Annotated in this window: 22 protein-coding genes; 13 read left to right on the forward strand and 9 right to left on the reverse strand. The window is 59.4% G+C overall.

The window, feature by feature from the left end; translation table 11 throughout:
• Positions 1–86 precede the first annotated feature (86 nt).
• From ACR0B5_RS01850 to ACR0B5_RS01875, 6 genes are all read left to right on the forward strand, one after another.
• Entirely contained in the window at positions 87–536 is a 450-nt protein-coding gene (locus ACR0B5_RS01850; RefSeq protein WP_480538030.1) for a methyltransferase family protein, read from the forward strand.
• Between the two features lie 130 nt (positions 537–666).
• The gene (locus ACR0B5_RS01855) at positions 667–2,238 is read left to right on the forward strand and encodes a Re/Si-specific NAD(P)(+) transhydrogenase subunit alpha (protein WP_170483725.1); all 1,572 of its coding nucleotides are present in this window, start codon (positions 667–669) and stop codon (positions 2,236–2,238) included.
• Between the two features lie 13 nt (positions 2,239–2,251).
• Positions 2,252–3,703 (forward strand): NAD(P)(+) transhydrogenase (Re/Si-specific) subunit beta, encoded by a 1,452-nt coding sequence (locus ACR0B5_RS01860; RefSeq protein ID WP_480538032.1) that lies wholly within the window; start codon positions 2,252–2,254, stop codon positions 3,701–3,703.
• A gap of 159 nt (positions 3,704–3,862) precedes the next feature.
• Positions 3,863–4,219, forward strand: coding sequence for a VOC family protein (locus tag ACR0B5_RS01865; RefSeq protein WP_480538034.1), 357 nt, complete (start codon positions 3,863–3,865; stop codon positions 4,217–4,219).
• 107 nt (positions 4,220–4,326) lie between these two features.
• Complete coding sequence (locus tag ACR0B5_RS01870) at positions 4,327–5,604, forward strand: DUF3422 domain-containing protein (RefSeq protein WP_170691900.1); 1,278 nt, start codon at positions 4,327–4,329, stop codon at positions 5,602–5,604.
• Between the two features lie 72 nt (positions 5,605–5,676).
• Positions 5,677–6,813, forward strand: coding sequence for an MFS transporter (locus ACR0B5_RS01875; protein ID WP_170719084.1), 1,137 nt, complete (start codon positions 5,677–5,679; stop codon positions 6,811–6,813).
• 6 nt (positions 6,814–6,819) lie between these two features.
• On the opposite strand, the gene ACR0B5_RS01880 is transcribed toward ACR0B5_RS01875, so the two are convergent.
• From ACR0B5_RS01880 to ACR0B5_RS01890, 3 genes are all read right to left on the reverse strand, one after another.
• Complete coding sequence (locus ACR0B5_RS01880; RefSeq protein ID WP_170375078.1) at positions 6,820–7,800, reverse strand: ABC transporter permease; 981 nt, start codon at positions 7,798–7,800, stop codon at positions 6,820–6,822.
• The gene (locus ACR0B5_RS01885; RefSeq protein WP_170375080.1) at positions 7,793–8,800 is read right to left on the reverse strand and encodes an ABC transporter permease; all 1,008 of its coding nucleotides are present in this window, start codon (positions 8,798–8,800) and stop codon (positions 7,793–7,795) included. Before ACR0B5_RS01885 ends, ACR0B5_RS01880 begins: the two co-directional genes overlap by 8 nt.
• A 96-nt stretch (positions 8,801–8,896) precedes the next feature.
• Positions 8,897–10,603 carry a peptide ABC transporter substrate-binding protein gene (locus tag ACR0B5_RS01890; protein WP_170375081.1) on the reverse strand — a complete coding sequence of 569 codons (1,707 nt, stop codon included), beginning with the start codon at positions 10,601–10,603 and terminating at the stop codon, positions 8,897–8,899.
• 286 nt (positions 10,604–10,889) lie between these two features.
• Between ACR0B5_RS01890 and ACR0B5_RS01895 the strand changes: the two genes are divergently transcribed.
• Genes ACR0B5_RS01895 through ACR0B5_RS01910 form a run of 4 tightly spaced genes read left to right on the forward strand, consistent with a single transcriptional unit; the run spans position 10,890 to position 16,247 of the window.
• Positions 10,890–12,710, forward strand: coding sequence for an ABC transporter ATP-binding protein (locus ACR0B5_RS01895; protein WP_480538037.1), 1,821 nt, complete (start codon positions 10,890–10,892; stop codon positions 12,708–12,710).
• 5 nt (positions 12,711–12,715) lie between these two features.
• Positions 12,716–13,882 carry an acetylornithine deacetylase gene (gene argE, locus ACR0B5_RS01900; RefSeq protein ID WP_480538039.1) on the forward strand — a complete coding sequence of 389 codons (1,167 nt, stop codon included), beginning with the start codon at positions 12,716–12,718 and terminating at the stop codon, positions 13,880–13,882.
• Positions 13,883–13,899: 17 nt separating this feature from the next.
• The gene (locus tag ACR0B5_RS01905) at positions 13,900–15,066 is read left to right on the forward strand and encodes a M20 aminoacylase family protein (protein ID WP_480538041.1); all 1,167 of its coding nucleotides are present in this window, start codon (positions 13,900–13,902) and stop codon (positions 15,064–15,066) included.
• Positions 15,067–15,083: 17 nt separating this feature from the next.
• A complete protein-coding gene (locus ACR0B5_RS01910; protein ID WP_480538043.1) occupies positions 15,084–16,247 on the forward strand; it encodes a M20 aminoacylase family protein in 1,164 nt (387 codons plus the stop codon).
• Positions 16,248–16,289: 42 nt separating this feature from the next.
• Here the strand turns inward: ACR0B5_RS01910 and ACR0B5_RS01915 are convergent, their stop codons facing one another.
• Both ACR0B5_RS01915 and moaA read right to left on the reverse strand, forming a co-directional pair.
• Positions 16,290–17,612 (reverse strand): 3-deoxy-D-manno-octulosonic acid transferase, encoded by a 1,323-nt coding sequence (locus ACR0B5_RS01915; RefSeq protein ID WP_480538045.1) that lies wholly within the window; start codon positions 17,610–17,612, stop codon positions 16,290–16,292.
• 1 nt (position 17,613) lies between these two features.
• Positions 17,614–18,621, reverse strand: coding sequence for a GTP 3',8-cyclase MoaA (moaA, locus tag ACR0B5_RS01920; RefSeq protein ID WP_480538047.1), 1,008 nt, complete (start codon positions 18,619–18,621; stop codon positions 17,614–17,616).
• Between the two features lie 90 nt (positions 18,622–18,711).
• On the opposite strand from moaA, the gene ACR0B5_RS01925 reads away from it, so the two are divergent.
• Positions 18,712–19,143, forward strand: coding sequence for a hypothetical protein (locus tag ACR0B5_RS01925; RefSeq protein ID WP_480538049.1), 432 nt, complete (start codon positions 18,712–18,714; stop codon positions 19,141–19,143).
• 101 nt (positions 19,144–19,244) lie between these two features.
• On the opposite strand, the gene ACR0B5_RS01930 is transcribed toward ACR0B5_RS01925, so the two are convergent.
• From ACR0B5_RS01930 to glmU, 4 genes are read right to left on the reverse strand one after another with little or no spacing between them, the layout of a single operon-like run.
• Entirely contained in the window at positions 19,245–19,922 is a 678-nt protein-coding gene (locus ACR0B5_RS01930) for a DNA alkylation repair protein (RefSeq protein WP_480538051.1), read from the reverse strand.
• 3 nt (positions 19,923–19,925) lie between these two features.
• Positions 19,926–20,468, reverse strand: coding sequence for a pyridoxamine 5'-phosphate oxidase family protein (locus ACR0B5_RS01935; RefSeq protein WP_480538053.1), 543 nt, complete (start codon positions 20,466–20,468; stop codon positions 19,926–19,928).
• 3 nt (positions 20,469–20,471) lie between these two features.
• Complete coding sequence (gene glmS, locus ACR0B5_RS01940; RefSeq protein ID WP_480538055.1) at positions 20,472–22,295, reverse strand: glutamine--fructose-6-phosphate transaminase (isomerizing); 1,824 nt, start codon at positions 22,293–22,295, stop codon at positions 20,472–20,474.
• A gap of 4 nt (positions 22,296–22,299) precedes the next feature.
• Positions 22,300–23,652: a bifunctional UDP-N-acetylglucosamine diphosphorylase/glucosamine-1-phosphate N-acetyltransferase GlmU gene (glmU, locus tag ACR0B5_RS01945; RefSeq protein ID WP_480538057.1), complete on the reverse strand. Its 1,353-nt coding sequence runs from the start codon at positions 23,650–23,652 to the stop codon at positions 22,300–22,302.
• A gap of 134 nt (positions 23,653–23,786) precedes the next feature.
• Between glmU and ACR0B5_RS01950 the strand changes: the two genes are divergently transcribed.
• Together ACR0B5_RS01950 and ACR0B5_RS01955 are read left to right on the forward strand one after the other, a co-directional pair.
• Positions 23,787–24,458 carry an HAD-IA family hydrolase gene (locus ACR0B5_RS01950; RefSeq protein ID WP_480538059.1) on the forward strand — a complete coding sequence of 224 codons (672 nt, stop codon included), beginning with the start codon at positions 23,787–23,789 and terminating at the stop codon, positions 24,456–24,458.
• A gap of 39 nt (positions 24,459–24,497) precedes the next feature.
• Positions 24,498–25,688: a DegT/DnrJ/EryC1/StrS family aminotransferase gene (locus ACR0B5_RS01955; RefSeq protein WP_480538061.1), complete on the forward strand. Its 1,191-nt coding sequence runs from the start codon at positions 24,498–24,500 to the stop codon at positions 25,686–25,688.
• The last annotated feature ends 47 nt before the right edge of the window (positions 25,689–25,735 follow it).

Below are 25,735 nucleotides of genomic sequence, written 5' to 3' on the forward strand. Positions count from 1 at the left end.
TGTTTTGATCTTAAGGTCGGAAAGCGGTAGACAAACTGTCGAAAACGGCACTTTCTTTGAGAGATATCGACAGGTAATCAGCGCGAATGCAGAAAATCGACATCCCTCCGATCTGGTTGCTGGGGGCGGCTTGCCTCGCGTGGTTTCAAGCGCAACACCTGTCCTTTGGGCTGTCCCTTGAAGGGTGGTTGACTGATCTTGCCAGCGGCGTGCTCATCGGTGGCGGTATTGTTCTGGCTGTTCTGGCGGTTGTCGAATTCCGCCGCCATCAGACGACGGTAATGCCACACCAGACCCCATCCAGCATGGTGCAAAGCGGAATTTTCAAACGCAGCCGGAACCCAATCTATCTGGGGGACGTCCTTATTCTGACCGGTTTGATCCTACGCTTCGATGCGGTCCTGTCGCTGGTTCTCGTGCCGATTTTCGTCTGGATCCTGGAACGCCGCTTTATCGAGCCGGAAGAGGATCGCTTGCGCCGCAAATTTCGCGCTGACTTCGCCCGTTATGCGCAAAAGACACGACGCTGGATTTGAAGGTGTGCTGCCAATGACACAACGTAACGAATGCTGCAGTTGCGAAATAATCTTTCGCAATGTAGGTGAGGATTGAACGAAAGATGCAAAGAACTCGCGCGAACATATCGAAAGTAAAGGAGGCTCTCCGTTGAAGATAGGAACGCCAAAAGAAGTTTTTGACGGTGAGAACCGGGTGGCGATGACGCCGGACTCGGCGCGCCAGCTGCAAAAACTGGGCTATGACTGCCTGATCGAAAAGGGTGCCGGTGCTGCGGCGGGCTTTTCTGATGCGGCCTACGAAGAGGCCGGTGTCGAGGTTATGAAAACCGCGGCGTCGCTTTGGAAAGCTGCAGATATCGTTGCCAAGGTGCGCCAGCCGAATGAGACCGAGCTGAAGCGTCTGACCAAAGGCAAGACGTTGATCTCATTCTTCAACCCGGCAGGGAATGAAGAGGGGATGGAGGCTGCCAAGTCCAAAGGCGCAAATGTCATCGCGATGGAGATGGTTCCGCGTATTTCCCGTGCACAAAAGATGGACGCGCTGTCCTCGATGGCGAATATCGCGGGTTACCGTGCGGTAATTGAGGCGGGCAACAACTTTGGCCGCTTCTTCACCGGTCAGGTGACGGCGGCCGGAAAGGTACCGCCTGCGAAGGTGCTTATCGTGGGTGCCGGTGTTGCCGGTCTGGCGGCGATTGGTACGTCCACGTCGCTGGGTGCGATCACCTATGCGTTCGACGTGCGCCCCGAAGTGGCCGAACAGGTCGAGTCGATGGGTGCCGAGTTTGTCTACTTGGACTTTGAAGAAGACCAGCAGGACGGCGCGGCCACTGGCGGCTATGCCAGCGTCCAGTCGGATGAATTCCGCGAAGCGCAGCTGGCCAAGTTCCGTGAGTTGGCGCCCGAGATGGACATCGTGATCACCACTGCGTTGATCCCGAACCGCGAAGCGCCCGAGCTTTGGACCAAGGATATGGTCGAAGCGATGAAGCCGGGCTCGGTCATCGTCGATTTGGCGGCGGAGAAGGGCGGCAACTGTAAGCTTACCGTCGCGGACGAGAAGATCGTGACCGACAATGGCGTGACCATCATCGGCTATACCGACTTCCCCAGCCGGATGGCGGCGCAGGCGTCGTCTCTGTACGCGACCAACATCCGTCACATGATGGCTGACCTGACGCCCGAGAAGGACGGTCAGATCAATCACGACATGGAAGATGACGTGATCCGCGGCGCGACCGTGACCCATGAGGGTGAGATCACCTTCCCGCCGCCGCCGCCCAAGGTGCAGGCGATTGCGGCGCAGAAAAAGCCCGAGGTCAAGGAACTGACCCCGGAAGAGAAGAAGGCGCAGGAAATCGCAGCCTTCAAGGCGCAGACCAAGCAGCAGTTCACCTTGCTGGGTGTCGGTGGTGCGTTGATGCTGTTGGTGGGGCTGATCGCTCCGGCCAGCTTCATGCAGCACTTCATCGTCTTTGTGTTGGCGATTTTTGTGGGCTTCCAGGTGATCTGGGGCGTTGCGCACAGCTTACACACACCGCTTATGGCGATCACCAACGCGATCTCGTCGATCATTATCGTCGGGGCTTTGATGCAGATCGGGTCCGGGTCGTTCCTGGTTATTCTGCTGGCGGCACTGTCCGTTTTCATGGCCGGTATCAATATCTTCGGCGGCTTCCTCGTAACCCGGCGCATGCTCGCCATGTTCCAGAAATCCTAAGGAGGTCGGGCATATGATTGGCTTCACTTCTGCCGCTTATATTGTTGCGGCTGTCCTTTTCATTCTGTCGCTCGGCGGCCTTTCGAACCAGGAAAGCGCCAAGCGCGCAGTCTGGTACGGTATCGTCGGTATGGCGCTGGCGGTTTTTGCCACGCTTGTCGGTCCGGGTTCGGGCCTGTGGCTGCTGTCCATCCTGCTGATCATCGGCGGTGGTCTGATCGGTCAATACGTGGCGCAGCGCGTCCAGATGACCGAGATGCCGCAGCTGGTCGCTGCGATGCACTCGCTGGTCGGTCTGGCGGCCGTGTTCGTCGGCTTCAATGCGCATTTCGAGATCGGAAACGTGGCTCAGGTCATGGCGATCAAAGATAGCGCGGGTCAGGCGGACCTGTCCGACCTTGGCGCCTTTGCCAAGTTGATCGCCAAGAAGACTCCGGCGGAACTGGCGATCCTACATGTTGAGCTGTTCCTGGGCATCTTCATCGGTGCGATCACCTTTACCGGCTCGGTTGTGGCCTATGGCAAGCTGGCAGGCAAAGTGACCTCGGCGGCGACCAAACTGCCTGGTGGTCATATGCTGAACGCGGCGGCGGCGGGTCTCTCGCTGATCTGTCTGATCTGGTACACCAGCTCGGGCGGTCTGTTCCCGCTGTTCCTGATGACACTGGCGGCGTTGTTCATCGGCTATCACCTGATCATGGGCATCGGTGGTGCGGACATGCCGGTGGTTGTGTCGATGCTGAACTCGTATTCGGGTTGGGCGGCTGCGGCGATTGGCTTTAGCCTTGGCAACGACCTGCTGATCGTTGTTGGTGCTCTGGTCGGCTCGTCGGGTGCGATCCTGTCTTACATCATGTGCAAGGCGATGAACCGTCACTTTGTCAGCGTGATCCTGGGCGGCTTCGGTGGCCCGCAGGGTGAGCAGATGGCCGTTGAGGGCGAACAGATCGCGATTGAGGCGGACGGCGTGGCCGCCGCGCTGAACGATGCGGACAGCATTGTCATCATCCCGGGTTACGGCATGGCTGTTGCTCAGGCACAGCAGTCGGTGTCCGAGTTGGTCCGCAAGCTGCGCGCCAAGGGCAAAGAGGTGCGCTTTGCGATCCACCCCGTTGCCGGACGTCTGCCGGGCCACATGAATGTTCTGCTGGCCGAGGCGAAAGTGCCATATGACATCGTGCTTGAGATGGATGAGATCAACGACGATTTCCCGGACACGGATGTGGCCATCGTCATCGGCTCGAACGACATCGTGAACCCTGCGGCGCAGGAGGATCCCAACAGCCCCATCGCCGGTATGCCGGTTCTGGAGTGCTGGAAGGCCAAGCAGGTCTTTGTGTCCAAGCGTGGTCAGGGCACTGGCTATTCGGGCATCGAGAACCCGCTGTTCTTCAAAGAGAACACGCGCATGTTCTATGGCGACGCCAAGCAGTCGCTAGACAAGCTGCTGCCGATGATCGAGTGATCAAAACGCACAATTCAATTGCAAAGGGCGCCTGCGGGCGCCCTTTTCTTTTCTACTTTGAAGCGGGCTTGGCCTTCGCGCCTCCAGAGTATTGCAGCCAGATGAAGCAAGCTTGATATGCTATTTTACGTCTGAAGGGTACTTTGTGGGAGCAAGGTCATGGAGAAAGTAAACGGAATCGGCGGGGTCTTTTTTCGCGCCAAGAACCCCAAGGCCTTGAGTGAATGGTATGAAAGACACCTGGGGGTAAATCACTATGATCCGGTCCCTTGGAAGCAGGCCGAAGGCTATACGGTCTTTGCACCCTTCGCCCAGGATACCGCGTATTTTGGCCGAAGCGAGCAGCAGTGGATGATCAATTTCAGGGTTGATGATTTGGCCGCTTTGACACGCCAGCTACAGGACGCAGGGATCACCGTCGAAACCAATCCGGATTGGGATAGCGAGGTGGGTAAATTCGCCCGTATTCATGATCCCGAAGGCAATCCCATCGAGCTATGGCAGCCAAATCAATGAATTGGCTGGAATGTATACCGTCGCATTCTTGTAAGTATCTGAAATAAAATGGGAATTGATGTATTTTGGGTGTGCCGTATAGTGTGTCGGATGAATCGGAGCCCCGCATGACGCCAATCGATGACCACCCTTTACGCTATCGGCTTGCCAATGAACTGCACGCCCGACCTTTTCCGGTGGCGCAGGTTCCATGCACGGTTGCCTTTCTGGCGATCAAAAAGCCCGGCACGTCGCAAAGTGGGGACCGGCAGGACGACATTGCGCATTTGATAAATCTGCTGGATCGTCACGGCGCGCCGCACCCTCAACCCGACGCGACCCACTATGCGGGGCAGATCGGACGCCATTGGCTCAAGTGGGAGCAACACACTGAGTTCGTAACCTTTACTGCGATCTCTCAGAACGTGAGTGAGCGGGCGTTCAACCCTGCCGACTTCGAAGTCTTCCCCCCGGATTGGATGATGGCCAGTCCCGGCCAAAGGATCACGTCGGCTTTGCTACGAGTTGTTCCGCGCCCAGAGGATGACGTCGTCCAGAACCTGCTACCGGATTGGTTCGAACCCGAAAGCCTTGCTGTGTCCCGCGTTTTGGACGATGCCGCGATCTGCGCCAGCGATTTTCGTATCGACCCGGCAGGGCATATGCGGTTTGCGCTGTTCGTCTCGGATGGAACCGGAGAGCGCCGGGTTGGGCGGATCATCCAGCGCCTGTGCGAGATCGAGACCTACAAGGCCATGTCCATGCTGGGGTTTGCGCGGGTCAAATCTCTGACAACGCGCATTGGCGAGTTGGATCAGAAGCTGACCGCGCTGATGGGCGAAATGACCGATGGCGGCAAGCATCCCGATGATATGCTACCGCAACTGCTGAAAACCTCGACCGAGTTGGAGACGATCTCGGCACGCTGTACCTTTCGGTTTGGGGCCACAGGCGCCTATGAGGCCATCGTTAACCAGCGCGTCAAGGTCTTGCGGGAAGAGCGGTTTATGGGGGGGCAGAGCTTTGCCGATTTCATGATGCGCCGCTATGACCCTGCGATGCGGACCGTGAAGTCGACTGAACTGCGCCTGCAGGCCCTGTCAGACCGGGCCATCCGCGCCGGAGATCTTCTGCGAACACGTGTGGACGTTGAACGCAGCGCGCAGAATCAGGCCTTGCTGGAAAGCATGGACCGCCGCGCCGATCAGGCCCTGCGCCTGCAGCGCACGGTCGAGGGGTTGTCGGTGGTTGCCATCAGCTACTACGCCGTCTCGCTGGTCAGCTATCTGCTGTATCCTCTGACGTCCGCGGGGATCAGTAAGGGAATGTTGACGGCTTTGGTCACGGTTCCGGTCATTCTGGCCGTTTGGGTGGGCGTCCGCAGAATTCGGCGTCGGCTGGAGTGAGCGGCGCTTGCCTCTGTTTGGTAGCGTTGTACTAGTAGCCGGCGAAGCGCATCAAACAAGCGGAGCTTTAATATGATCAGTGTCGTTGCTGCGTGGCGCGCCGTCACCGCGATGTTCGCGCTGAATGGTGCCCTGTTCGGTATCTGGGCCTCTCGCATCCCGGCGGTGCGCGATCATCTGAACCTCAGCCATGAAGAGCTTGGCTATGGTCTTTTGTTCATGGCAGCGGGTGCCGTCTGCTCCTTCCCGGTGACCGGGCGATTGACCGACCGGTTTGGGGCCGTATCGATCACGCGGATCATCGCGGTGCTGTACACCTTTTCGCTGGTTTTGCTGGCGCTGGCCGACAGCTTCACCATGCTTGCGGCGTTCCTGTTTCTGTTCGGTGCCTTTCATGGCTCGATGGACGTGGCGATGAACGCTTGGGCAGCCGAGGTAGAGCAGGCCTTCGACAAACCGCTCATGTCCTCGTTTCATGCGATGTGGAGCCTTGGTGCCGGCCTCGGGGCGGTCAGTGGATTTGCAGCGGTTCAGTTGGATGCGACTGTTCTGCAGCATTTCCTGGTTGCGGGGGGTGTTGTTGTCGCCTTGGCTCTGGCTATGTCATGGGTGCGATGGACGTCGCGCCGCGCGGAGCAGTCTCAAGGTGCCGTGTTTGCATTCCCGTCCGGGGTGTTGATCCTCGTTGGTTTCACCGCGCTATGCGGTGCGTTGGGGGAAGGTGCGGTCGCAGATTGGAGCGCCCTTTTCCTGCGCGACGTTACTGGGGCCGCTGAGAGCGTCGCAGCCTTGGGATATGCTGTTTTTTCGGTAGCAATGGTGGTGTGTCGTTTGGCAGGCGGCTTCCTCATCGCGCGCGTCGGCCCGGTCGCAGCGGCGAGGGGTGGTGGTGTCTTTGCTGCGATAGGGGTGTTCTGCGTGGTGTCTGCCGGTGCTGCGCCATTGGCGCTGGTTGGGTTCACGCTGATGGGGGTCGGTTATGCGGTGATCATGCCCTTGGCGTTCAGCCGGGCCGCCAACGATCCAAACACCCCACCGGGACAGGCTATCGCCAGTGTCGCGACGCTAGGATATGGGGGGCTGTTGATCGGACCGCCGCTGATCGGGTTTCTGGCCGAGTTGCTGTCGCTGCGGATGGCGTTTGGTGTCTTGCTGCCGCTTGCGGTGCTTATCGTGGTCTGTGCCGGCGCGCTGAAGCGCGCCGACTGAGTTTTGTCACCGGCCGCGAATGCGCGGATCCAGCGCATCACGCAAGCCATCGCCCAGATAGTTCACGCTGAGAACAGTCAGCGAGATCGCAAGGCCGGGCCAGAACACACGCTCGGGGTATTGCTGCAGATAGTCGACGCCATCAAACAACAAGCGGCCCCAAGTCGGGAAGTCCGGTGGGAAGCCGAGCCCGAGGAAGGACAGCGCGCTTTCGGTGATGATCGCCGTCGCAATCCCCAGCGTTGCCGACACCATGATCGGAGACAGCACGTTTGGCAGGATGTGTCGCGTGATGATCTGCCGGTTGCTGGTGCCGATGGAGCGTGCGGCCAGAACGAATTCACGCTCTTTGATGGCCAACACGTCGCCGCGTACGATCCGGGCCGTGGGCATCCATGAGGTGATGCCGATGGCGCAGACGATCAGGATGAAAATTCCACGCTCCAGCCCGAATGCGGCGGACAGAGGCTCGCGGAACAGCAGCATCATGACCAGCAGCAGCGGTAGCAGGGGGAGTGCGAGGAACAGGTCGGTCAGTCGCATCAACGGCCCGTCGAGGCGTTTGAAGAAGCCTGCGATCACACCAATGAACGACCCCAAAAACAACGCCAGCAACATAGCCGTGATGCCCACCGAGACCGAGGTCTGCCCCCCCGACATCATCCGCGCCAGAATATCCCGGCCCAGCTGATCTGTGCCGAAAGGGTGCGCCCAGCTGGGGCCCTGATTACGCGACCGGATGTCGATTTGGGTTGGGTCGATGCTCCAGAGGTACGGCCCCAAATACACACCTGCGACGATGAAGATGAACAGGATCGCTCCGATCATCGCGCCTTTGTGCGTTTTGAACTGATCCCACACATCGCGCCACTGGCTGCGGGGTGGGGTGGCCAGGTCGTCCATCACGCCCGCAGTCGGCAATGCGGTTGAAGCGGGGGCCAGTCCTTCGTCGGGGACCAGCGTGTCTGATTTGTCGGTATCAGTCATAGCGAATCCTCGGGTCCAGAATGCCGTACAGAACGTCAGCGATCAGGTTGAACAGAACGATCAACACGGCAAAGATGAAGGTCAGCGTCTGCACCATCGGCAGGTCGTTGGCTTGAATCGCGCCGATCAGCAACTGGCCGATACCGTTCACCTTGAAAACCTGCTCGGTGATGATTGCGCCGCCGAAGATGGCCGGAATACCCAGCGCAATAACGGTAACCACCGGGATCATCGAGTTGCGTAGGACATGGACCATCACAACCGTGTATTCGCTCAGCCCTTTGGCGCGGGCGGTACGAACGTAATCTTGGTTGAGGTTGTCCAGCATTGAAGCGCGCATGAAGCGGCTCAACTGCGCCGTGATCTGCAGCGCCAGCACCATGACCGGCATGATCATCTGTTTCAGCTGTACGACGAAGCTATCCCAGCTATTCACCACGTGAGTCGTGTCATAGATCGATGGGAACCAGCCCAGCTGGACCGAGAAGATCACGATCACCAGCACGCCCGAGAAGAAGGGCGGGACCGAGAAGCCGACCATCGACACGAAGGTACCCATCTGGTCGAACCAGGAATACTGGCGGTATGCGGAATAGATGCCGATGGGCAGGGCGATCAGGATAGCAACCACATAGGCGGTGCCAACCACCCACAGGGTCTGCGGGATACGCTGAACGACGATGTCCATGACGGGCGAGCGGGTCTGCCACGAAATCACACGCAGGTCACCTTCTGAGAAGGTGGTGCCAAACATATGGTCGATCAGAACCTGCGGTTCGATCCAGAAGAATTGCACGATCCATTTCCAGAACCGGATATGCATCGGCTGGCCAAGGCCTAACGCCTCGCGCATCTTCTCTTTGACTTCGGGGGGGACGGTGAGGGGAACCTGTGCCATCGGGTCGCCTGGGGCAAGCTCGAGCAGCAGGAAGATGACGAGGCTGATGAACAGCAGCGTGGGTACGGCCAGCACCAGTCGTCTGATGGTAAAGTTGAGCATTCAAAGGCGCCTTTGTTGATGCGTCTTTTTGTTGGAGTGGTCTGCAAATGACCGCGCCCCGATAAAGATCGGGGCGCGATATTGCAAGATTAACGCTTAGGAACCGGTCTTGCGGTACCAGTCCGCAATGTTCCACAGCTCGCTGTCCCAAACGTTCAGGACAACACCACCCAGGGTGTTTGCATGCGCCGACAGACGGCCACGGTGCACCAGCGGAATCATACCGCCGTTTTGAACCATGATGTCGTTCAGCTGCTTGGCGATCTCCGCACGGGCTTCCAGACCCGCGGTTTCAGCCAGTTTGGCGTGCAAGGCGTCAAACTCTTCGTTGCAGAAGCGGCTGATGTTCTCACCCTGCCACTGCGATTCTGGCTTCGGTGCCTTGTCGCAAAGACCGTTGCCCAGATAGGACTGCGGGTCGGTGCCGTTGAAGGTGTTGGCGTACATCTCAACGTCGGCATAGAACTTCTGGAAGGTGTCAGGCGAACCAGGGTCACCACCGAAGAAGACCGATGCGTTGATGTTGCGCAGTTCGGATTCGATGCCGATCTGGCTCCACCATTCCTTGATCAGTGCCTGGAAGTCCTGACGCACAGCGTTGGTCGAGGTCTGGTAGACGATTTTCAGCGGCACACCGTCTTTTTCACGAATGCCGTCGCCATCGGTATCAACGATGCCTGCGTCATCCAGCAGCTTTTTAGCGCCTTCGATATCCTGCGTGTCACAGCTCATCGAGGTCGAGCTAAACGCAGCCGGAGCCGGAACCCAGTTACAGGTCACCTTGCCAGCCTGACCGTAGCCGATTTCCACCAGCAGCGGGCGGTCAATGGCCATGGACATGGCTTTGTAAACGGCCGGATCCTGCAGGAATGGGTGCGGATGCGCGGCTGTCGAGCGCTCACCTTCCGGCAGGTCGGGCGACGGGTTGGTCTGGTTCAGCATGATACGCTCGACCAGCGGGCCAAAGCCTGCGACCGGAGTACCTTTGCCACCTTCCTGCATCTGCGCGATGACCTCTGGGGCCAGCTGCAGGTTCCAGGCATAGTCAAACTCGCCGGTTTCCATAACCGCACGGCCAGCAGCAGTTGCGTCGCCGCCACCTTTGAAGGTCACGCTGGCAAATGCCGGCTTGGCCGGGTCACGGTAGTTGTCGTTGGCGGCAAATGTGATCACGTCGTTCGGCTTGAACTCGGTGACGACAAACGGGCCAGTGCCGATTGGGTTGAAGTTCTGATCTGTACATTCAGGGGCTTTTGCGCCCATGCAGTCAGCGAACTGAGCGGCCTGAATGATAGGGCTTTCACCACCCACAAACGGTCCGTAGGGGAAGGGGGTCGGTGCGTCGAACGTTACCTTTACGGTTAGGTCATCGACAGCTTCGACATCGGTGACGCCTTCAAACTTGGTCACCTGAGCACAACCGCCTTCGGGGTCCATGCAGTAGTTTGCGGTAAAGACCACGTCGGCCGAGGTGAACGGAGTACCGTCCGACCATGTGAGGCCAGGCGCAATTTTCCAGGTAATGGTGGTCAGGTCTTCGCTGACGCCGCCATTTTCAACGGTCGGGATTTCAGCAGCCAGATACGGCACCATGTTCCCGTCTTGGTCGTAGCGTGCAAGCGGTTCGATAACCAGCGAGGCTGCCTCAACATCTTTTGTGCCACCCGACAGAAACGGGTTCATGATTGACGGAGCCTGCCAATAAATGATGCTGACATTGCCGTCCGATCCGCGCTCGGCAAAGGCCGCTGGGGCCATCGCCGTGCTTGCAATCGCACCAAGCAAAAGGGTTTTGATCTTCATAAGTCACTCCCGAATTGGACACTTGCGTGTCTCGATTATCTCCGCAATGCCTGCGGATTTGGCGTTGCCGACTATTGGCTAAGGCATTGTTAGAAATAGCAATTGCATTTCGCGCAACGCGATTTCTGCCTTCGCTGGTTGTCGGTTACGCGGGTATCGAAACAGAACTTAGGAAAATTGCAAGCCTTGCCGTCACGAAATCGTGCATTGCGTTTGACTTTTCCTGGCTCACCGCCTTAGCGTTCGGCATCCATAAAAACAAAACGACCCAAAAGGGAGCGCGCGCGTGCTGGATCAACCAATTGCCCAGATCAAAAAACTGAGGGTGGAGTTTCAGACGAAAGACGGCCCAGTCGTGGGCGTTGAGAACGTCTCGTTCGAGGTAAACCCGGGCGAAACGGTTTGTATTGTTGGCGAATCGGGCTCGGGCAAATCGGTTTCCTCGCTGTCTCTGATGCGTCTTGTCGAATTCGGCGGAGGCGAAATCGCCGGTGGCGAGCTGCTGTTTGACCGCCGCGACGGGGCCGAGATGGACCTGGCTGATGCCGATCAAGATCTGATGAAACAGATTCGCGGCAATGAGATCGGAATGATCTTTCAGGAGCCGATGACGGCCCTGAACCCGGTTTTCACCGTCGGACGGCAACTGACCGAAGGGCTGCGCATTCACAAGGACATGTCCAAGACGCAGGCCGAAGAGCGCGCTTTGGAGCTTCTGCGCCAGGTGCGAATCCCCGAACCCGAGCGCCGGTTGAAGCAGTACCCGCACGAGCTTTCAGGCGGTATGCGCCAGCGCGTGGTGATCGCAATGGCGATGGCGTGCGAGCCGCGTCTGCTGATCGCGGACGAACCGACGACCGCATTGGACGTGACGATTCAGGCTGAGATTCTGGCCCTGATGGACCGCTTGAAACGGGAAACGGGCACCGCGGTGATGTTCATTACCCATGACATGGCCGTTGTGGCACAGATGGCTGACCGCGTTGTAGTCATGTTCCGTGGCAACAAGGTCGAAGAGGGCCCGGTCACCGAAATTTTCGAGAACCCGCAGCATGACTACACTAAGGCGCTGCTGGCTGCGGTACCGAAACTGGGTGAGATGCAGGGGAAGGCCGCGCCGGAACCGATGAAGCTGCTTGGCGTCGAGGGGCAAAATATCGCTCCGATTCCCGGCACGGAAGAGACGTTGCTGACGGTCAAGAACCTGACCACGCGTTTCCCAGTCAAAGGCGGTTTGCTGCGCCGGACGATCTCAAACGTTCATGCTGTTGAGGATGTCTCGTTCACGCTGAACAAAGGGCAGACGCTCAGCCTCGTTGGCGAATCGGGGTGCGGCAAGTCTTCGGCCGGGCGCTCGATCCTGCGATTGGTCGAGCCGATGGCGGGTGAGGTCAATCTGGACGGCGTTGATATCATGAAGCTGGACCAATCCGGTCTGCGCAAGGCGCGGCTGGATATGCAGATGATCTTTCAGGATCCGTTTGCCTCGCTCAATCCGCAGATGCAGTTGATCGACCAAGTGGCCGAACCGATGCGCAACTACGGCGTGGCCTCGGGGTCGGAACTGCAAGATCGCGTTGCGCAGCTGTTCGACAAGGTGCAACTGCCGCGCAGCTTCATGCGCCGTTTCCCACATGAGATGTCCGGCGGCCAGCGCCAACGGATCGCAATCGCCCGCGCGTTGGCCTTGAACCCGAAACTGATCATCGCGGATGAGGCGGTCTCGGCGCTGGACGTGTCGGTGCAGGCGCAGGTGCTGAACCTGATGATGGAGCTGCAATCCGAGCTGAGCCTGTCTTACCTGTTCATCAGTCACGACATGGCCGTTGTCGAGCGGGTCAGCCACCATGTGGGCGTTATGTACCTGGGCCGGATTGTCGAATTGGGACCGCGCGCAAGAGTATTTGAGAACCCGCAGCACCCGTATACGCAGGCGCTGATGAAGGCGGTTCCAATCGCGGACCCGAACAAACGAAAATCGGAAAAAGACTTGAATTTCAAGCCGATCCCGTCGCCCATTCATCCAATTGGATACGCGCCAGAACCGTCGAATTACAACGAGGTTGAGCCGGGCCATTTCATCCTGACCACGGATAGCGGGTACTAACACATATGCCACAGCGTCTGACGCCGCTTGAGATCATGACCAAACTGATCTCATTCCCGACTGTAAGCCGTGACACAAACTTGCCGCTGGTGGACTGGGTCGAAGGTTACCTGAACGAACACGGTATCGAGGCCCATCGCTGGCCGGACCCGGATCAGCCGCACAAGGCGGCGATTTTTGCGCATGTCGGCCCGTGGGAGGAGGGGGGCGTTGTCCTCTCGGGTCACACCGATGTCGTTCCGGTGGACGGACAGCCCTGGGACACGGATCCGTTCATTGTCACCGAGAAGGACGGCAAGTACTACGGACGCGGCACCTGCGACATGAAGGGTTTTGACGCGCTGGCGATCTGGGCACTGATTGAGGCGCGCGATGCGGGTCTCAAGCGCCCCTTGCAACTGGCTCTGAGCTTCGATGAAGAGGTCGGATGCACGGGCGCTCCGCCAATGATCGAGGCGATGAACAAAGTGCTGCCAAAAGGCTCGGCCGTAATCGTGGGCGAGCCTTCGACAATGCAGGCCGTCACCGGCCACAAGGGCGGTTTCGGCTATGACACGCATATGGTCGGGTTCGAGGTTCATAGCTCGATCATGCACACAGGCGTGAATGCCATCATGGAGGCCGCGCCGCTGATCAATTGGGCGAATGAACAGAACACCCGCAATCAGGCGGCCACGCCCAGCGGAACCGCTGCGGTGTTCGATCCGCCTTGGACTACTGTCCATGTAGGCATGATCGAAGGCGGCACTGCGCATAACATCACGGCCAAGGATTGCCACTTCATGCTGGATTTCCGCACCGTTCCGGATGAAAGCAAAGCCGCATGGCGCGATGCCTATTTCGAACAGGTGCGCGCGGTCGAGGCGCGGATGCAGGCCGTCCACCCCGAAGCGCGGATCGAAATCTCCGAGAATTTCTCGATTCCCGGTTTGGTTCCCGAAAAGGATGGTGAGGCCGAAGCTCTGGTACGCGCCCTGACCGGCGACAATGCTAGCCACGTGGTCAGCTATGGCACCGAGGCGGGGCAGTTTCAGGAAGCAGGTTATTCCGCAGTCATTTGCGGCCCCGGTAACATTGCGCAGGCACATCAACCGAACGAGTTCATCTCGGTCGCGCAGTTCGAAGCGGGCCATGCATTCATGCAGCGGCTGGTCGAGAAACTGTCTACCTGATCCCGAGGAGGTCCAAAATGCCGGTGAAAAACAGACTTGCCGAAATGCAGGCAGAGATCACCAAGTGGCGCCGACATCTGCATGCTCATCCCGAACTGATGTATGACGTTCACGAGACCGCCGCCTTTGTTGTTGAGCGGCTGAAGGCCTTCGGTGTCGATGAGATTACCGAAGGCGTCGGCAAGACAGGTGTTGTGGCCGTGATCAAGGGCCGCTCGGACACTAAGGGTCGGGTGATCGGATTGCGCGCAGATATGGACGCTCTGCCGATCGAAGAGGCGACGGGTTTGGACTATGCCTCGACCGTTCCGGGCAAGATGCATGCGTGTGGGCATGACGGGCACACCTCGATGCTGCTTGGGGCTGCGCAGTATCTGGCCGAGACGCGGAATTTCGATGGCACCGCCGTGCTGATTTTTCAACCGGCCGAGGAGGGCGGCGCCGGAGGTCTCGCCATGTGTCAGGACGGGTTGATGGAGCGCTGGGGCATTCAGGAAGTCTACGGCATGCACAACATGCCCGGCCTGCCGGTTGGTGAATTTGCGATCCGGCCCGGAGCCCTGCTGGCCTCGTCGGACGAGTTCGAAATTACCGTCACCGGCAAGGGTGGCCACGCGGCAGCCCCGCATGAGGCGGTGGATACAACGCTTGTCGCATCACATATTGTTGTGTCTTTGCAATCCGTTGTGGCCCGCACTGTCGATCCGATCAAACGAGTTGTTCTGACGGTGGGTACGTTCGAGACGGACAGCGTGGCCTCAAACGTGATTGCGCATACGGTCCGTCTGAAAGGCACGGTACGAACGCTTGACCCCGAGTACCGCGCGATCGCGGAACAGCGTCTTCGCCGAATTGCAGAAGATACAGCCTCGGCCTTTGACGCGTCCGCCAAGGTAGAATGGACGCCGGGCTATCCGGTGACGGTAAACTCCGAGGCCGAGACTAGCTATGCCGCCGAGGCCGCCGCAGCCGTGGCCGGAAAGGTGAATGACGGCACAGATCCGATCATGCCGTCGGAAGATTTCGCCTACATGCTTGAAGAACGGCCCGGAGCCTACATCTTTCTAGGGAACGGAGACACTGCCATGTGTCACCACCCGGAATACAATTTCGATGATGATGCCATACCTGCCGGTTGTAGCTGGTTCGCTGAGATGGTGGAACGCCGGATGCCGGCCGAATGATTTAGGAGAGACAAGATATGCCAGTCAAAAACCGCTTTGCGGAATTGCAGGACGAGATCACCACATGGCGACGCGACCTGCACGAAAACCCCGAAATCCTCTTTGAAACCCACCGCACCAGCGCTCTGGTGGCCGAAAAGCTGGCAGAGTTCGGCTGCGATGAGGTTGTCACCGGTATTGGCCGCACAGGCGTTGTCGGCGTGATCAAGGGCAAGTCGGACAGCAAAGGCAAGGTGATCGGTCTGCGCGCGGATATGGACGCTTTGCCGATCCTCGAGGCGACGGGTCTGGACTATGCCTCGAAAACGCCCGGCGCGATGCATGCCTGTGGCCATGATGGTCATACCGCGATGCTGCTTGGGGCGGCAAAGTACCTGTCGGAAACCCGCAATTTCGATGGCACCGTGGTTGTAATCTTCCAGCCCGCCGAAGAAGGCGGCGGCGGTGGTCGCGAAATGTGTGAAGACGGCATGATGGACCGCTGGAATATTCAGGAGGTCTACGGGATGCACAATTGGCCGGGCAAACCGGTCGGCAGCTTCTCGATCCGTCCGGGGTCGTTCTTTGCAGCGACCGATCAATTCGACATCACGTTTGAAGGGCGCGGCGGTCATGCGGCGAAACCGCAGGAGACGGTTGATACCACCGTGATGACGGCGCAGGCGGTGCTAGCGCTGCAGACGATTGCCTCGCGCAATGCGGATCCGGTTGATCAGGTGGTTGTGTCGGTCACCTCGTTCGAGACCTCGTCGAAGGCCTTCAACGTGATCCCGCAGTCGGTTCAGATCAAAGGCACCGTGCGCACCATGAGCAAGGAGATGCGTGATCTGGCCGAGAAGCGGATCAACGAGATCTGCAACGGTGTAGCGGCGACCTTTGGTGGCACGGCAGAGGTCACCTATATCCGCGGCTATCCGGTTATGGTGAACAGCGACGAGCAGACCGAGTTTGCGGCTGACGTCGCACGATCGGTGTCTGGTGCTTGCGAAGAGGCCCCTCTGGTCATGGGCGGCGAGGACTTTGCCTTTATGCTGGAAGAACGTCCGGGCGCCTATATCCTCGTGGGCAATGGCGACACGGCCATGGTCCATCACCCTGAGTACAATTTCAACGATGAGGCCATTCCAGCCGGGTGCAGCTGGTGGGCCGAGATTGTCGAACAGCGGATGCCTGCGGCCTGATGGAGAGGGTGTGGGCTCTGCCCCCACACCACCGGGATATTTTCAGCCAGATGAAGAAGGATTCTTTGGCTCTAGGCTGAGTGTGGTGCAGAGCGTTTCGATCACGTTTTGCAACGCGTCTTTTTGGGTTGAGACGCAGGCGCGGGCGGCAGCGCGAGCTTGGGTCAGGGCTGCGTCGTTGGATAGCCAGTTGTTTACGGCCTTCTCCAGATCTTCGGCAGTGTCAACCTGAACGGCTCCGCCGGTTTCGATCAGGGGTGCGAAAGTTTCGGCAAAATTGAAGTAGCCCGGACCGGTTATGACGGCAGCCCCGGCTTGGGCGGGTTCGAACGGGTTGTGGCCGCCGATCTCTCTCAAAGACCCGCCGAGAAAGACAATTGGACAAAGCGCGTACCATATGCCGGTTTCGCCAAGGGTATCGGCTACGTAGACCTTTGTCTCATTGGTGATCGGGTCGATCTTGGTTCGGAAAACCGATGTGAGTTTGGCCTTGGTCAGGAGGGTCGCGACCTCCTCGCGCCGTTCCGGGTGTCGCGGTATCAGCAGCAGCAGCAAGTCCGGGTACTGTTTCAACAGAGCTTTGTGGGCGGCCAAAACCGTTTCCTCTTCGCCTGCATGGGTCGAACTGGCGATCCAGACGGGTCGATCGCCGATATGGCCCTTGACATCCGCCAGCGTGGTTTGATCCACCGGCAGAGGGTCGGACATTGCCTTGAGGTTTGTGCCGGGTTGGACGCGCTGTGGGTCCGCTCCGATGGCGATCAGGTTCTTGGCCGTTTTGTCATTCTGCGTCAGAAACAGCGTGAAGTGGTCCAGGATGAAGCGCGCCGTATCGGGCCGCTTTTGCCACCCCGCCACGGACTTGTCGGATAAGCGTGCGTTCAGGAGACACAAAGGTGTGCCGCGTCCAGCCGTCTCGACGATCAGGCGGGGCCAGATTTCACTTTCTACAAGTATGGCAGCATCTGGCGCCCAGTGGTCCAGAAACCGTCGCACAGGCCCGGCGCTATCCAAGGGTGGAAACTGATGTCGGGTGCGAGGGGGAAGTCGCTTGGCAATCAGAGTCGCTGAGGTGGGCGTGCCGGAGGTGATCAGGAACTCGGCTTGAGGCAGGCGCTCGCCAAGCCGGTGGATCAGGCTAAGCACCGAAAGGCTTTCGCCGACGCTCGCGGCGTGAAACCAGATCAATTGTCCCGCGGGGCGGTCGAGGCTGGCATAGCCCAACCGCTCCTGTTGGCGCTGGTCCGAGACCTCGGCCGTCTGCAGCTTTTTGCGCACGGTCCGCCAGGCCAAGGGCTGCACGAGAGAGGTGACGCCGCAGTACAGCTTGTACAGCAGCGTCGGACGAACGTCAGAGCCGGGCATGTCAGCCGCCTGTGTGGCTCATGTGGCGGCTCATCTGGCCATCGACGGCCTGACGGGAATAGTCGAAGTCATGGCCTTTGGGCTTGAGGTTGATCGCGGCGCGGATCGCCTCTTCCAAGGGTTTTTCCGTGTCCGGGTAATCGCGCAGCGGGGCGCGCAGGTCGGCCATGTCCTCCTGACCCAGGCACATGTAAAGCTCACCGGTGCAGGTCAGGCGCACGCGGTTGCAGCTTTCGCAGAAGTTATGGGACAGCGGGGTGATAAAGCCGATCTTCTGGCCCGTTTCCTCAAGCCGGACATAGCGCGCCGGTCCGCCAGAGCGTTCGGCAAGATCGGTCACGCTATAGTGGTGTTCGTATTCCTTGCGCACATCTTTCAGCGACCAGTACTGATCCAGACGGTCTTCGTTGCCGATATCGCCCATCGGCATGACCTCGATCCAGGTCAGGTCCATGTCGCGCTCGGCGCACCATTCGGTGATCTGGGGCAATTCGGGTTCGTTGAAGCCCTTCAGCGCCACCGCGTTGATCTTGACCCGCAAACCCGCCTTTTGCGCCGCATCAATCCCGTTCAGAACCTGTTTCAGACGCCCCCACCGCGTAACGGCTGCGAATTTGTCCTCGTCCAGCGTGTCCAGCGAGATATTCACCCGCCGCACACCCGCCGCGTAGAGGTCATCGGCAAAACGCGCCAGCTGTGAGCCATTGGTTGTCAGCGTCAGCTCTTTCAGCGCGCCGCTTTCCAGATGACGGGTCATGGAGTTGAAGAACGTCATGATATTGCGACGCACGAGCGGCTCACCACCGGTGATGCGCAGTTTCTCAACGCCCATATTCACGAAGGTGGAACACATGCGGTCCAGCTCTTCCAGCGTCAGTAGCTCTTTCTTGGGCAGAAAGGTCATGTTCTCGGACATGCAATAGACGCAGCGAAAGTCGCAGCGGTCGGTTACCGACACGCGCAGATACGTGATGGCACGGGCGAAAGGATCAATCAGCGGAGCAGTCATGCGGTATAGGTAAAGCTGGAACAGTCCCACGACAAGAGTGAACTGTGCTTTGGTCTGGTACAGCTGCCTGAGGGGGAGTAGGTTCGGAGTATGAGAGAACTGCTTGTGATATCCTGCGTTTTGCTGGTCGGGTGCGATACCGTTCGTTCGACAACGGATCGTTTGTTGGGGCGCGATGAGGCTGCTGAGGTAACACCTGCTGCTATAGAGACCGCACCTGCCGAGGCGGAAAGCTCGGCCTATATCCAGCCCGCAACCGCGACAGCGAACTGGACCGGGGCCAAGACCACTATTGCCGGTTTGGGCGATCCGTCGACTCCGGGCCGCTGGATGCAGACGCCTTTGGTCGATTCCGAGGTGACCGCGCGGGTTGTTGTGCCGAAAACCGGGGCGCAGGCTTACATCACACTGGTTCCGGCCTCGGGCCCCGAGACGGGTGGCAGCCGTTTGTCACTGGATGCCATGCGTGCATTGCTGGTGCCGTTCGATCAGTTGGTCGAGGTCGAGGTCTATGCGAACTAAGGCGTTCTCGGGTTTTACCTGAATGATCAAGTGACACGAATGTCCCGAGAACGCTGAAAGCGTGGCAGGGTATTCGTGTCACAAGGCTAACCCGAAACGCTCTAACTTTTCAGGTATTTGCCAGCCTCGCGCCGGGCAAAGGGTTTCATCGCGCCGCCATGCGCGTCCAGGAAAGCCACGACCCGATCCGGATCATGTTTGGAGAGTTCCCGCAGCCACCACGCAATGGATTTCTGGATGAACCAGTTCCGATCGGGCACATAGCCTGCAGCCCATCCGAGGATGTGATCTCGGCGCGCCAGATCTTCGGGTTTGGGGTGGTTCTGTTTGGTCCAGGGCAGGGTCGAGACCAGAGCGGCGCGGCGGGTCCACATGTGGTCTGATCTGGTCCATGTTTCGACCTGATCCAGCCGAGTGGGATCGGCGCTCAGGCGTTTCTGGATGGCGGTGCAGGCGTGGTCGGCGATGGCCCATGCGTCGAAATCGGGCACCCAGCTTTGCAACAAGGCCCAGACATCTTCATCCGGGCGAATCCGGGCTTGTGTCAGCAGTTTAGAGGCCGCGACACGCGCCTCGTGAATGTTGGTCTGCCAGAGCGCATCCGCGAGGGTGACGCGCTCAGCAACCGACAATTCCTTGCGCCAGGCTTTGGTCAGATCGTTGAGAACGGGGACGGCGACGCCCAGATAGGGACGCTCGGCCTTGTGATAGGCCGCGACCTGTTCCGCGCGCTCGGCGTCGGCATGGGCCTTGATCTGATCCAGATAGGGGGCAAGCATGATCTAGACCGGAACGCCGGTGGGCTTGCCGTCAATCGTTTGCTGGTTCTTCTCGACCCAATAGGCGCGGATATCGTCATCCGATTTGCCGTCGACCCATTTTTTCATCGTGTCGCGATCCGACTGGAACTCCATGAAAGGAACCGCATAGCCGCAAGAGGTCTGCACCAGATCAATGCTGAGGTCATAGATCTGCCGCGCGCTGCGGTGGTTGGGGAAGTGGCCTGCCAGTTCGTCCCAACCATCATCCCCCGCATGCAGGGTGCGTGCGGTGCCATAGGTGCGCAGGATCAGCGGGCGGGTGGTGAAGGAACACCACATCAGGGTCATCCGGTTGACGTCAAGCAAATGTCCTGCGGTCTCATTACCGCTGCCGGTCAGGTTCATCCAAGCAATCCGGTTTGGGCCCAGAACACGCAGTGAATCCATGCCCTTGGGTGAGATATTGACCCGCCCCTCAACCCCAGCGCTGCCCACGAAAAACATGTGCTGCTCGTTGATGAATTTCTGATGCGCATCGTCCAGATGGGGGAATTGCTTGGCCATGCCTTACTCCACAGTCACAGATTTCGCGAGGTTACGCGGCTGGTCCACATCCGTCCCCTTGGCGACAGCTGTGTGATAGGCTAGCAACTGCGCCGGAACCGAGTAGAGGATCGGGGTTAGGTTCGTGTGGATATGGGGCATGCGGATCGTGCTCCAGACATCATCGCCAGCCTCAACGATGCCGTCATCGTCCGAGACAAGGATCACCTTGCCCTTGCGCGCCATCACCTCTTGCATGTTCGAGACGGTCTTGTCGAAAACGGCGTCGCGCGGGGCCATGACCACCACGGGCATATGCTTGTCGATCAACGCGATGGGGCCGTGTTTCAACTCACCCGACGCATAACCTTCGGCATGGATGTAGCTGATTTCCTTCAGTTTCAGCGCGCCTTCCATCGCCAGCGGGTACATTAGGCCACGGCCCAGGAACAGCACGTCACGCGCCTCGGACAGGCGCTGGGCGGATTTGCGGATGGCGCGGTTCTGATCCAAAGCGGCGTTCAGGACCGAGGGCAAGCCGCGCAGGGCGGAGGCGTGATCGGCCAATTCTTCATCGCTCAGGGTTCCACGATCTGCCGCAGCTTTCAGCGCCAGCATCAGCAGCACGCTCAGCTGGCAAGTGAAGGCCTTGGTCGAGGCGACGCCGATCTCAACCCCCGCATGGATGGGTAGGGCGATATCGCTTTCCCGCGCAATCGAGCTTTCTGGAACATTGACGACCGAAACGATCTTGTCGGCCTTACCCTCGCAATAGCGCAGCGCGGCCAGCGTATCGGCGGTTTCGCCCGACTGGCTGACGAACAAGGCGAGCGTGCGGTCAGTGATCGGAGGTTCGCGATAGCGGAATTCACTGGCGATATCGACCTCGACCGGCATTTTCGCCAACTGCTCGAACCAGTATTTCGCCGTCAGGCAGGCATAGAAGGCCGTGCCGCAGGCGACCATGGTCAGGCGGTCCAGCTTGGTGAAATCCAGATCGGTCTCGGGTAGAACCACGCGGTCACCGCCGGTGGGCAGGTATGAGCGGATCGCCTCGGCCACGACCACCGGTTGCTCGGCGATTTCCTTGGCCATGAAGTGCTTGTGTTCGCCCTTGTCGGCGCGGGCCGTATCCAGCTTGATCTTGCGCATCTCGCGATTGGCCAGTTCACCGGCCTCGGTGCGTATCTCCAGCGAAGTGCGGGTCAGAACGGCGCGGTCGCCTTCTTCAAGATAGGTGATCTTTTTTGTCAGCGGAGCCAGGGCAATCGCGTCTGAACCCACATACATCTCACCCTCTCCATGGCCGATCGCCAGCGGAGAGCCTTTGCGCGCGGCCACAATTAGGTCGCCCTGACCATCGAACAGGAAGGCCAGCGCAAATGCGCCTTCCAGCTGGTCGATGGTCTTGAAGGCCGCTTCGACTGGGGACAGACCAGTATTCAGGTAATGCGCGGCCATCAGGGCCACGGTTTCAGTGTCGGTCTCAGTCACGAAATCCACACCATGTTCGGCCAGCTCGGCGCGCAGTTCGCGGTAATTCTCGACAATGCCGTTATGGACGACTGCGACAGGCCCAGCTTTGTGCGGATGCGCGTTGGTGACCGAGGGCGCGCCGTGCGTCGCCCAACGGGTGTGCCCAATCCCAGATTTGCCGGGCAGGGGATCGTGGACCAGAAGGTCGCTCAGGTTCACCAGTTTGCCGACAGCACGTCGGCGCCCCAAAGCGCCATCGTTGACAGTCGCAATCCCGGCGCTGTCATAGCCGCGATATTCCAGCCGTTTCAGGGCTTCGACCAAAATGGGGGCAGCCTCATGCTGTCCCAATACACCTACAATTCCGCACATAAACTCAGGCCTCTTTATCGCGGCGAGCCTTTTTCGCCTTTAACATATCAAACAATTTGCGGGCGTAGCCGGGCTTGTTCTCCTGCTTGGCGCGCGCGACGGCCAGCGCCTCGGCTTCCACGTCTTTGGTCACGACCGTACCGGTTGCCGTCATTGCACCATCGCCTACGCTAACGGGGGCTACGAGCATGGTGTTGGAGCCAATAAAGACACCCTCACCAATCGTGGTCTTGTGTTTCATCACGCCGTCATAGTTGCAGGTAATCGTCCCCGCACCGATATTCGAACCCGCCCCGACCGAGGCATCCCCGATGTAGCTGAGGTGATTGACCTTTGCGCCCTCGGCGATCTCGGCATTCTTGATCTCGACGAAATTGCCGATGCGCGCGTTTTCCGCCAGTTCCGCGCCGGGGCGCAAGCGGGCGTAGGGACCGATGATGGCCCCTCGGCTGACATGGCAGCCCTCCAGATGCGAAAACGCCCGGATCGTTGCGCCGCTTTCGACGGTCACGCCGGGGCCGAAGACCACATTTGGTTCGATCACCGTATCGCGCCCGATCACCGTATCGGCGGCAAGGTAGACCGTTTCCGGGGCCATCAGCGTGACCCCCAAGTCCAGCAACTCGGCCCGTGCTTGGGTCTGAAACACCGCATCCGCTGCGGCCAGATCTGCGCGAGAGTTCACGCCCAGCGTCTGCGCCTCGTCACAGGCAACCGCGGTCACGCTCAGATCGCGGGAGCGGGCGATTTCGACCACATCCGTCAGGTAGTATTCGCCTGAAGCGTTGTCGTTGCTTACGGCGTCAATCAGGGACATCAGGGTGGCCGCGTTGCAGGCCAGCAGGCCGGAATTGCAGAAGGTGATCGCGCGTTCTTCGTCAGAGGCGTCCTTGAACTCGACGATCCGCTCCAAAGTATCCCCGTTCATCACCAGTCGGCCATAGCGGGCCGGGTCGGCTGCTTCAAAGCCTAGAATCACCAAATCATTCTGCGCTCGCGCTTCGATCATCCGCTCGAGTGTGTCGGATTGAAGGAACGGTGTGTCGCCGTATAGGACCACGACATCTCCATCGAACCCCTCTAACGCATCGCGCGCCTGCGCGACGGCATGGGCGGTGCCTAGTTGCTCTTCTTGCACTGCGATCTGTGCGGCCGCATCCTCGGCCTGTGCGACCTTGGCGACGGCCTCCGCCCTGTGGCCCGTGACAATCACGGTGCGCTCGGGCGACAGCACCGAACCGGCGCGCATTGCGTGAACCAGCATCGGAACCTGAGCGATCGGGTGCAGGACTTTGGGGATGTCCGAATTCATCCTGGTGCCTTTCCCGGCGGCAAGGATGACAAGGGCAGTGGTCATGAAATCGTTTTCTCTTTGTGTTTTGTTGCCGTCCGTTTTATCCGCTGAGGGCAAAGGCGCAAGCCGTTCGGCCATCAAACAAGATTGCCGATTGCAACAGGACATGGCGGAAACCTGCCGAGCAAGGAGGCGCAATGCGCACGGTCATCTTCGATCTGGACGGCACTTTGGCGGATACCTCAGGCGATTTGCTGGCCGCTGCAAACCATTGTTTTCGCGTGATGGGGCATGGGGATGTTCTGGTTCACGGCCAGGATGCGGGCATCGCCGTGCGTGGCGGGCGCATGATGCTGACGCACGGATTGAAGCGCGTCGGGGCCTATGATGAAGGCACGGTCGATGCGTATTACCCGGTGTTGCTTGAGGCCTACGCGCAGGACATTGACACCCACACTCAGTTCTACCCCGGCGCTTTGGAGGCGGTAGAGGCCCTGAAAGCCGCAGGCTATGGCGTTGGGATCTGCACCAACAAGCCTGAGCGTTTGGCGTATCAATTACTCAGCCAGATGGGTGTGATGGATCACTTCGCCTCGTTGGTCGGGGCGGACACTCTGCCGGTGCGCAAACCTGACCCCGAGCCGCTGCGCGAGGCCGCGCGGCGTGCAGGTGGGCATCCGGACCTGTGCGTTCTGATCGGGGATTCCGATACCGACCGCAATACCGCGAAAGCGGCCGGGGTGCCTTCGGTTCTGGTTACTTTCGGGCCCTCTGGCGACGATATGGCCGCTTTGGAGCCCGAGGCGCTGCTGCATCATTTCGACGATCTGCCCGATCTTGTGGCTGAGTTAATCGGTGCGGCGGCTTGATCCCTTGACCCGGACCGGATGGAGCCCCAGAACTAGCCTATGACAGAGACATTCACCGGCAGCTTCACCCAACAAGAACCCATCCCGGACGAGGCGGTCGAGGCCGCTCTGGCCGTTCTGCGGCACGGACGTTTGCATCGCTACAACGTCGTGCCTGGCGAATTGGGCGAGACTGCGCTGCTGGAGCAGGAATTCGCGGCACAGACGGGGGCAAAATATTGTCTTGCCGTGTCGTCGGGTGGCTATGCTTTGGCGACTGCCTTGCGGGCCGTGGGTGTGCAGCCCGGCGAGCCGGTTTTGACCAACGCGTTCACACTGGCCCCTGTGCCGGGGGCGATTGCTTCGGTCGGGGCCAAACCGGTTTTTGTGGGCGTGACCGAAAACCTGACCATTGATCTGGAGGATCTGGAGGCCAAGCTGAATCAGGCGCGGGTTCTGATGCTCAGCCATATGCGTGGCCATCTGTGCGACATGGACCGGTTGATACAGCTCTGCAATGCGGCAGGCGTTGTCGTGATCGAGGACTGCGCCCATACGATGGGGGCCGCGTGGCGCGGGCAACTCTCGGGTCGGCAAGGAGCCATCGGGTGTTATTCGTGCCAGACCTATAAGCATGTGAACTCGGGCGAGGGTGGTCTGCTGGTTACCGATGATGAGGAACTTGCGGCCAAAGCCACAATGCTGTCGGGGTCCTACATGCTCTACGAGCGGCATCTGGCTGCGCCGGGGCCAGAGGTGTTTGAGCGGATCAAGTACACCACGCCGAACGTTTCGGGCCGTATGGATAATTTGCGCGCTGCGATTTTGCGCCCTCAGCTACGGGATTTGGATCGGCAGGTTGGCCGGTGGAACGAACGGTATCAGGCCATTGAAGACGGTCTGCGGGGAACGCCCGGCCTGACGATGGTCGAGCGCCCCGAGGCGGAGACCTATGTTGGGTCCTCGATCCAGTTCCTGTTGCTCGACTGGCTGCCAGAGCGGATTGCTGAGGTGATCAGCCGCTGCGCCAGTCGCGGGGTCGAGCTGAAATGGTTCGGTGGCGCGGAGCCCACCGGGTTTACCTCACGCTATGACAGTTGGCGCTATGCCGAGAGTGAGCGGATGCCTGCCTCGGACCGGGTTCTGGCGGGGATAATGGATATGCGCGTACCTTTGACCTTTTCGCTGGAAGACTGCCAGCTGATCGCCCGTATCATCCGGGCTGAGGTCGGAGCCGTCTACCAATCGTGATCCAATTGAGTGCGCCTGCAGCGCACGCTTGATTTTTGGGAAACGCC

The sequence above is a fragment of the Ruegeria sp. AG1 genome (genome assembly GCF_056541705.1).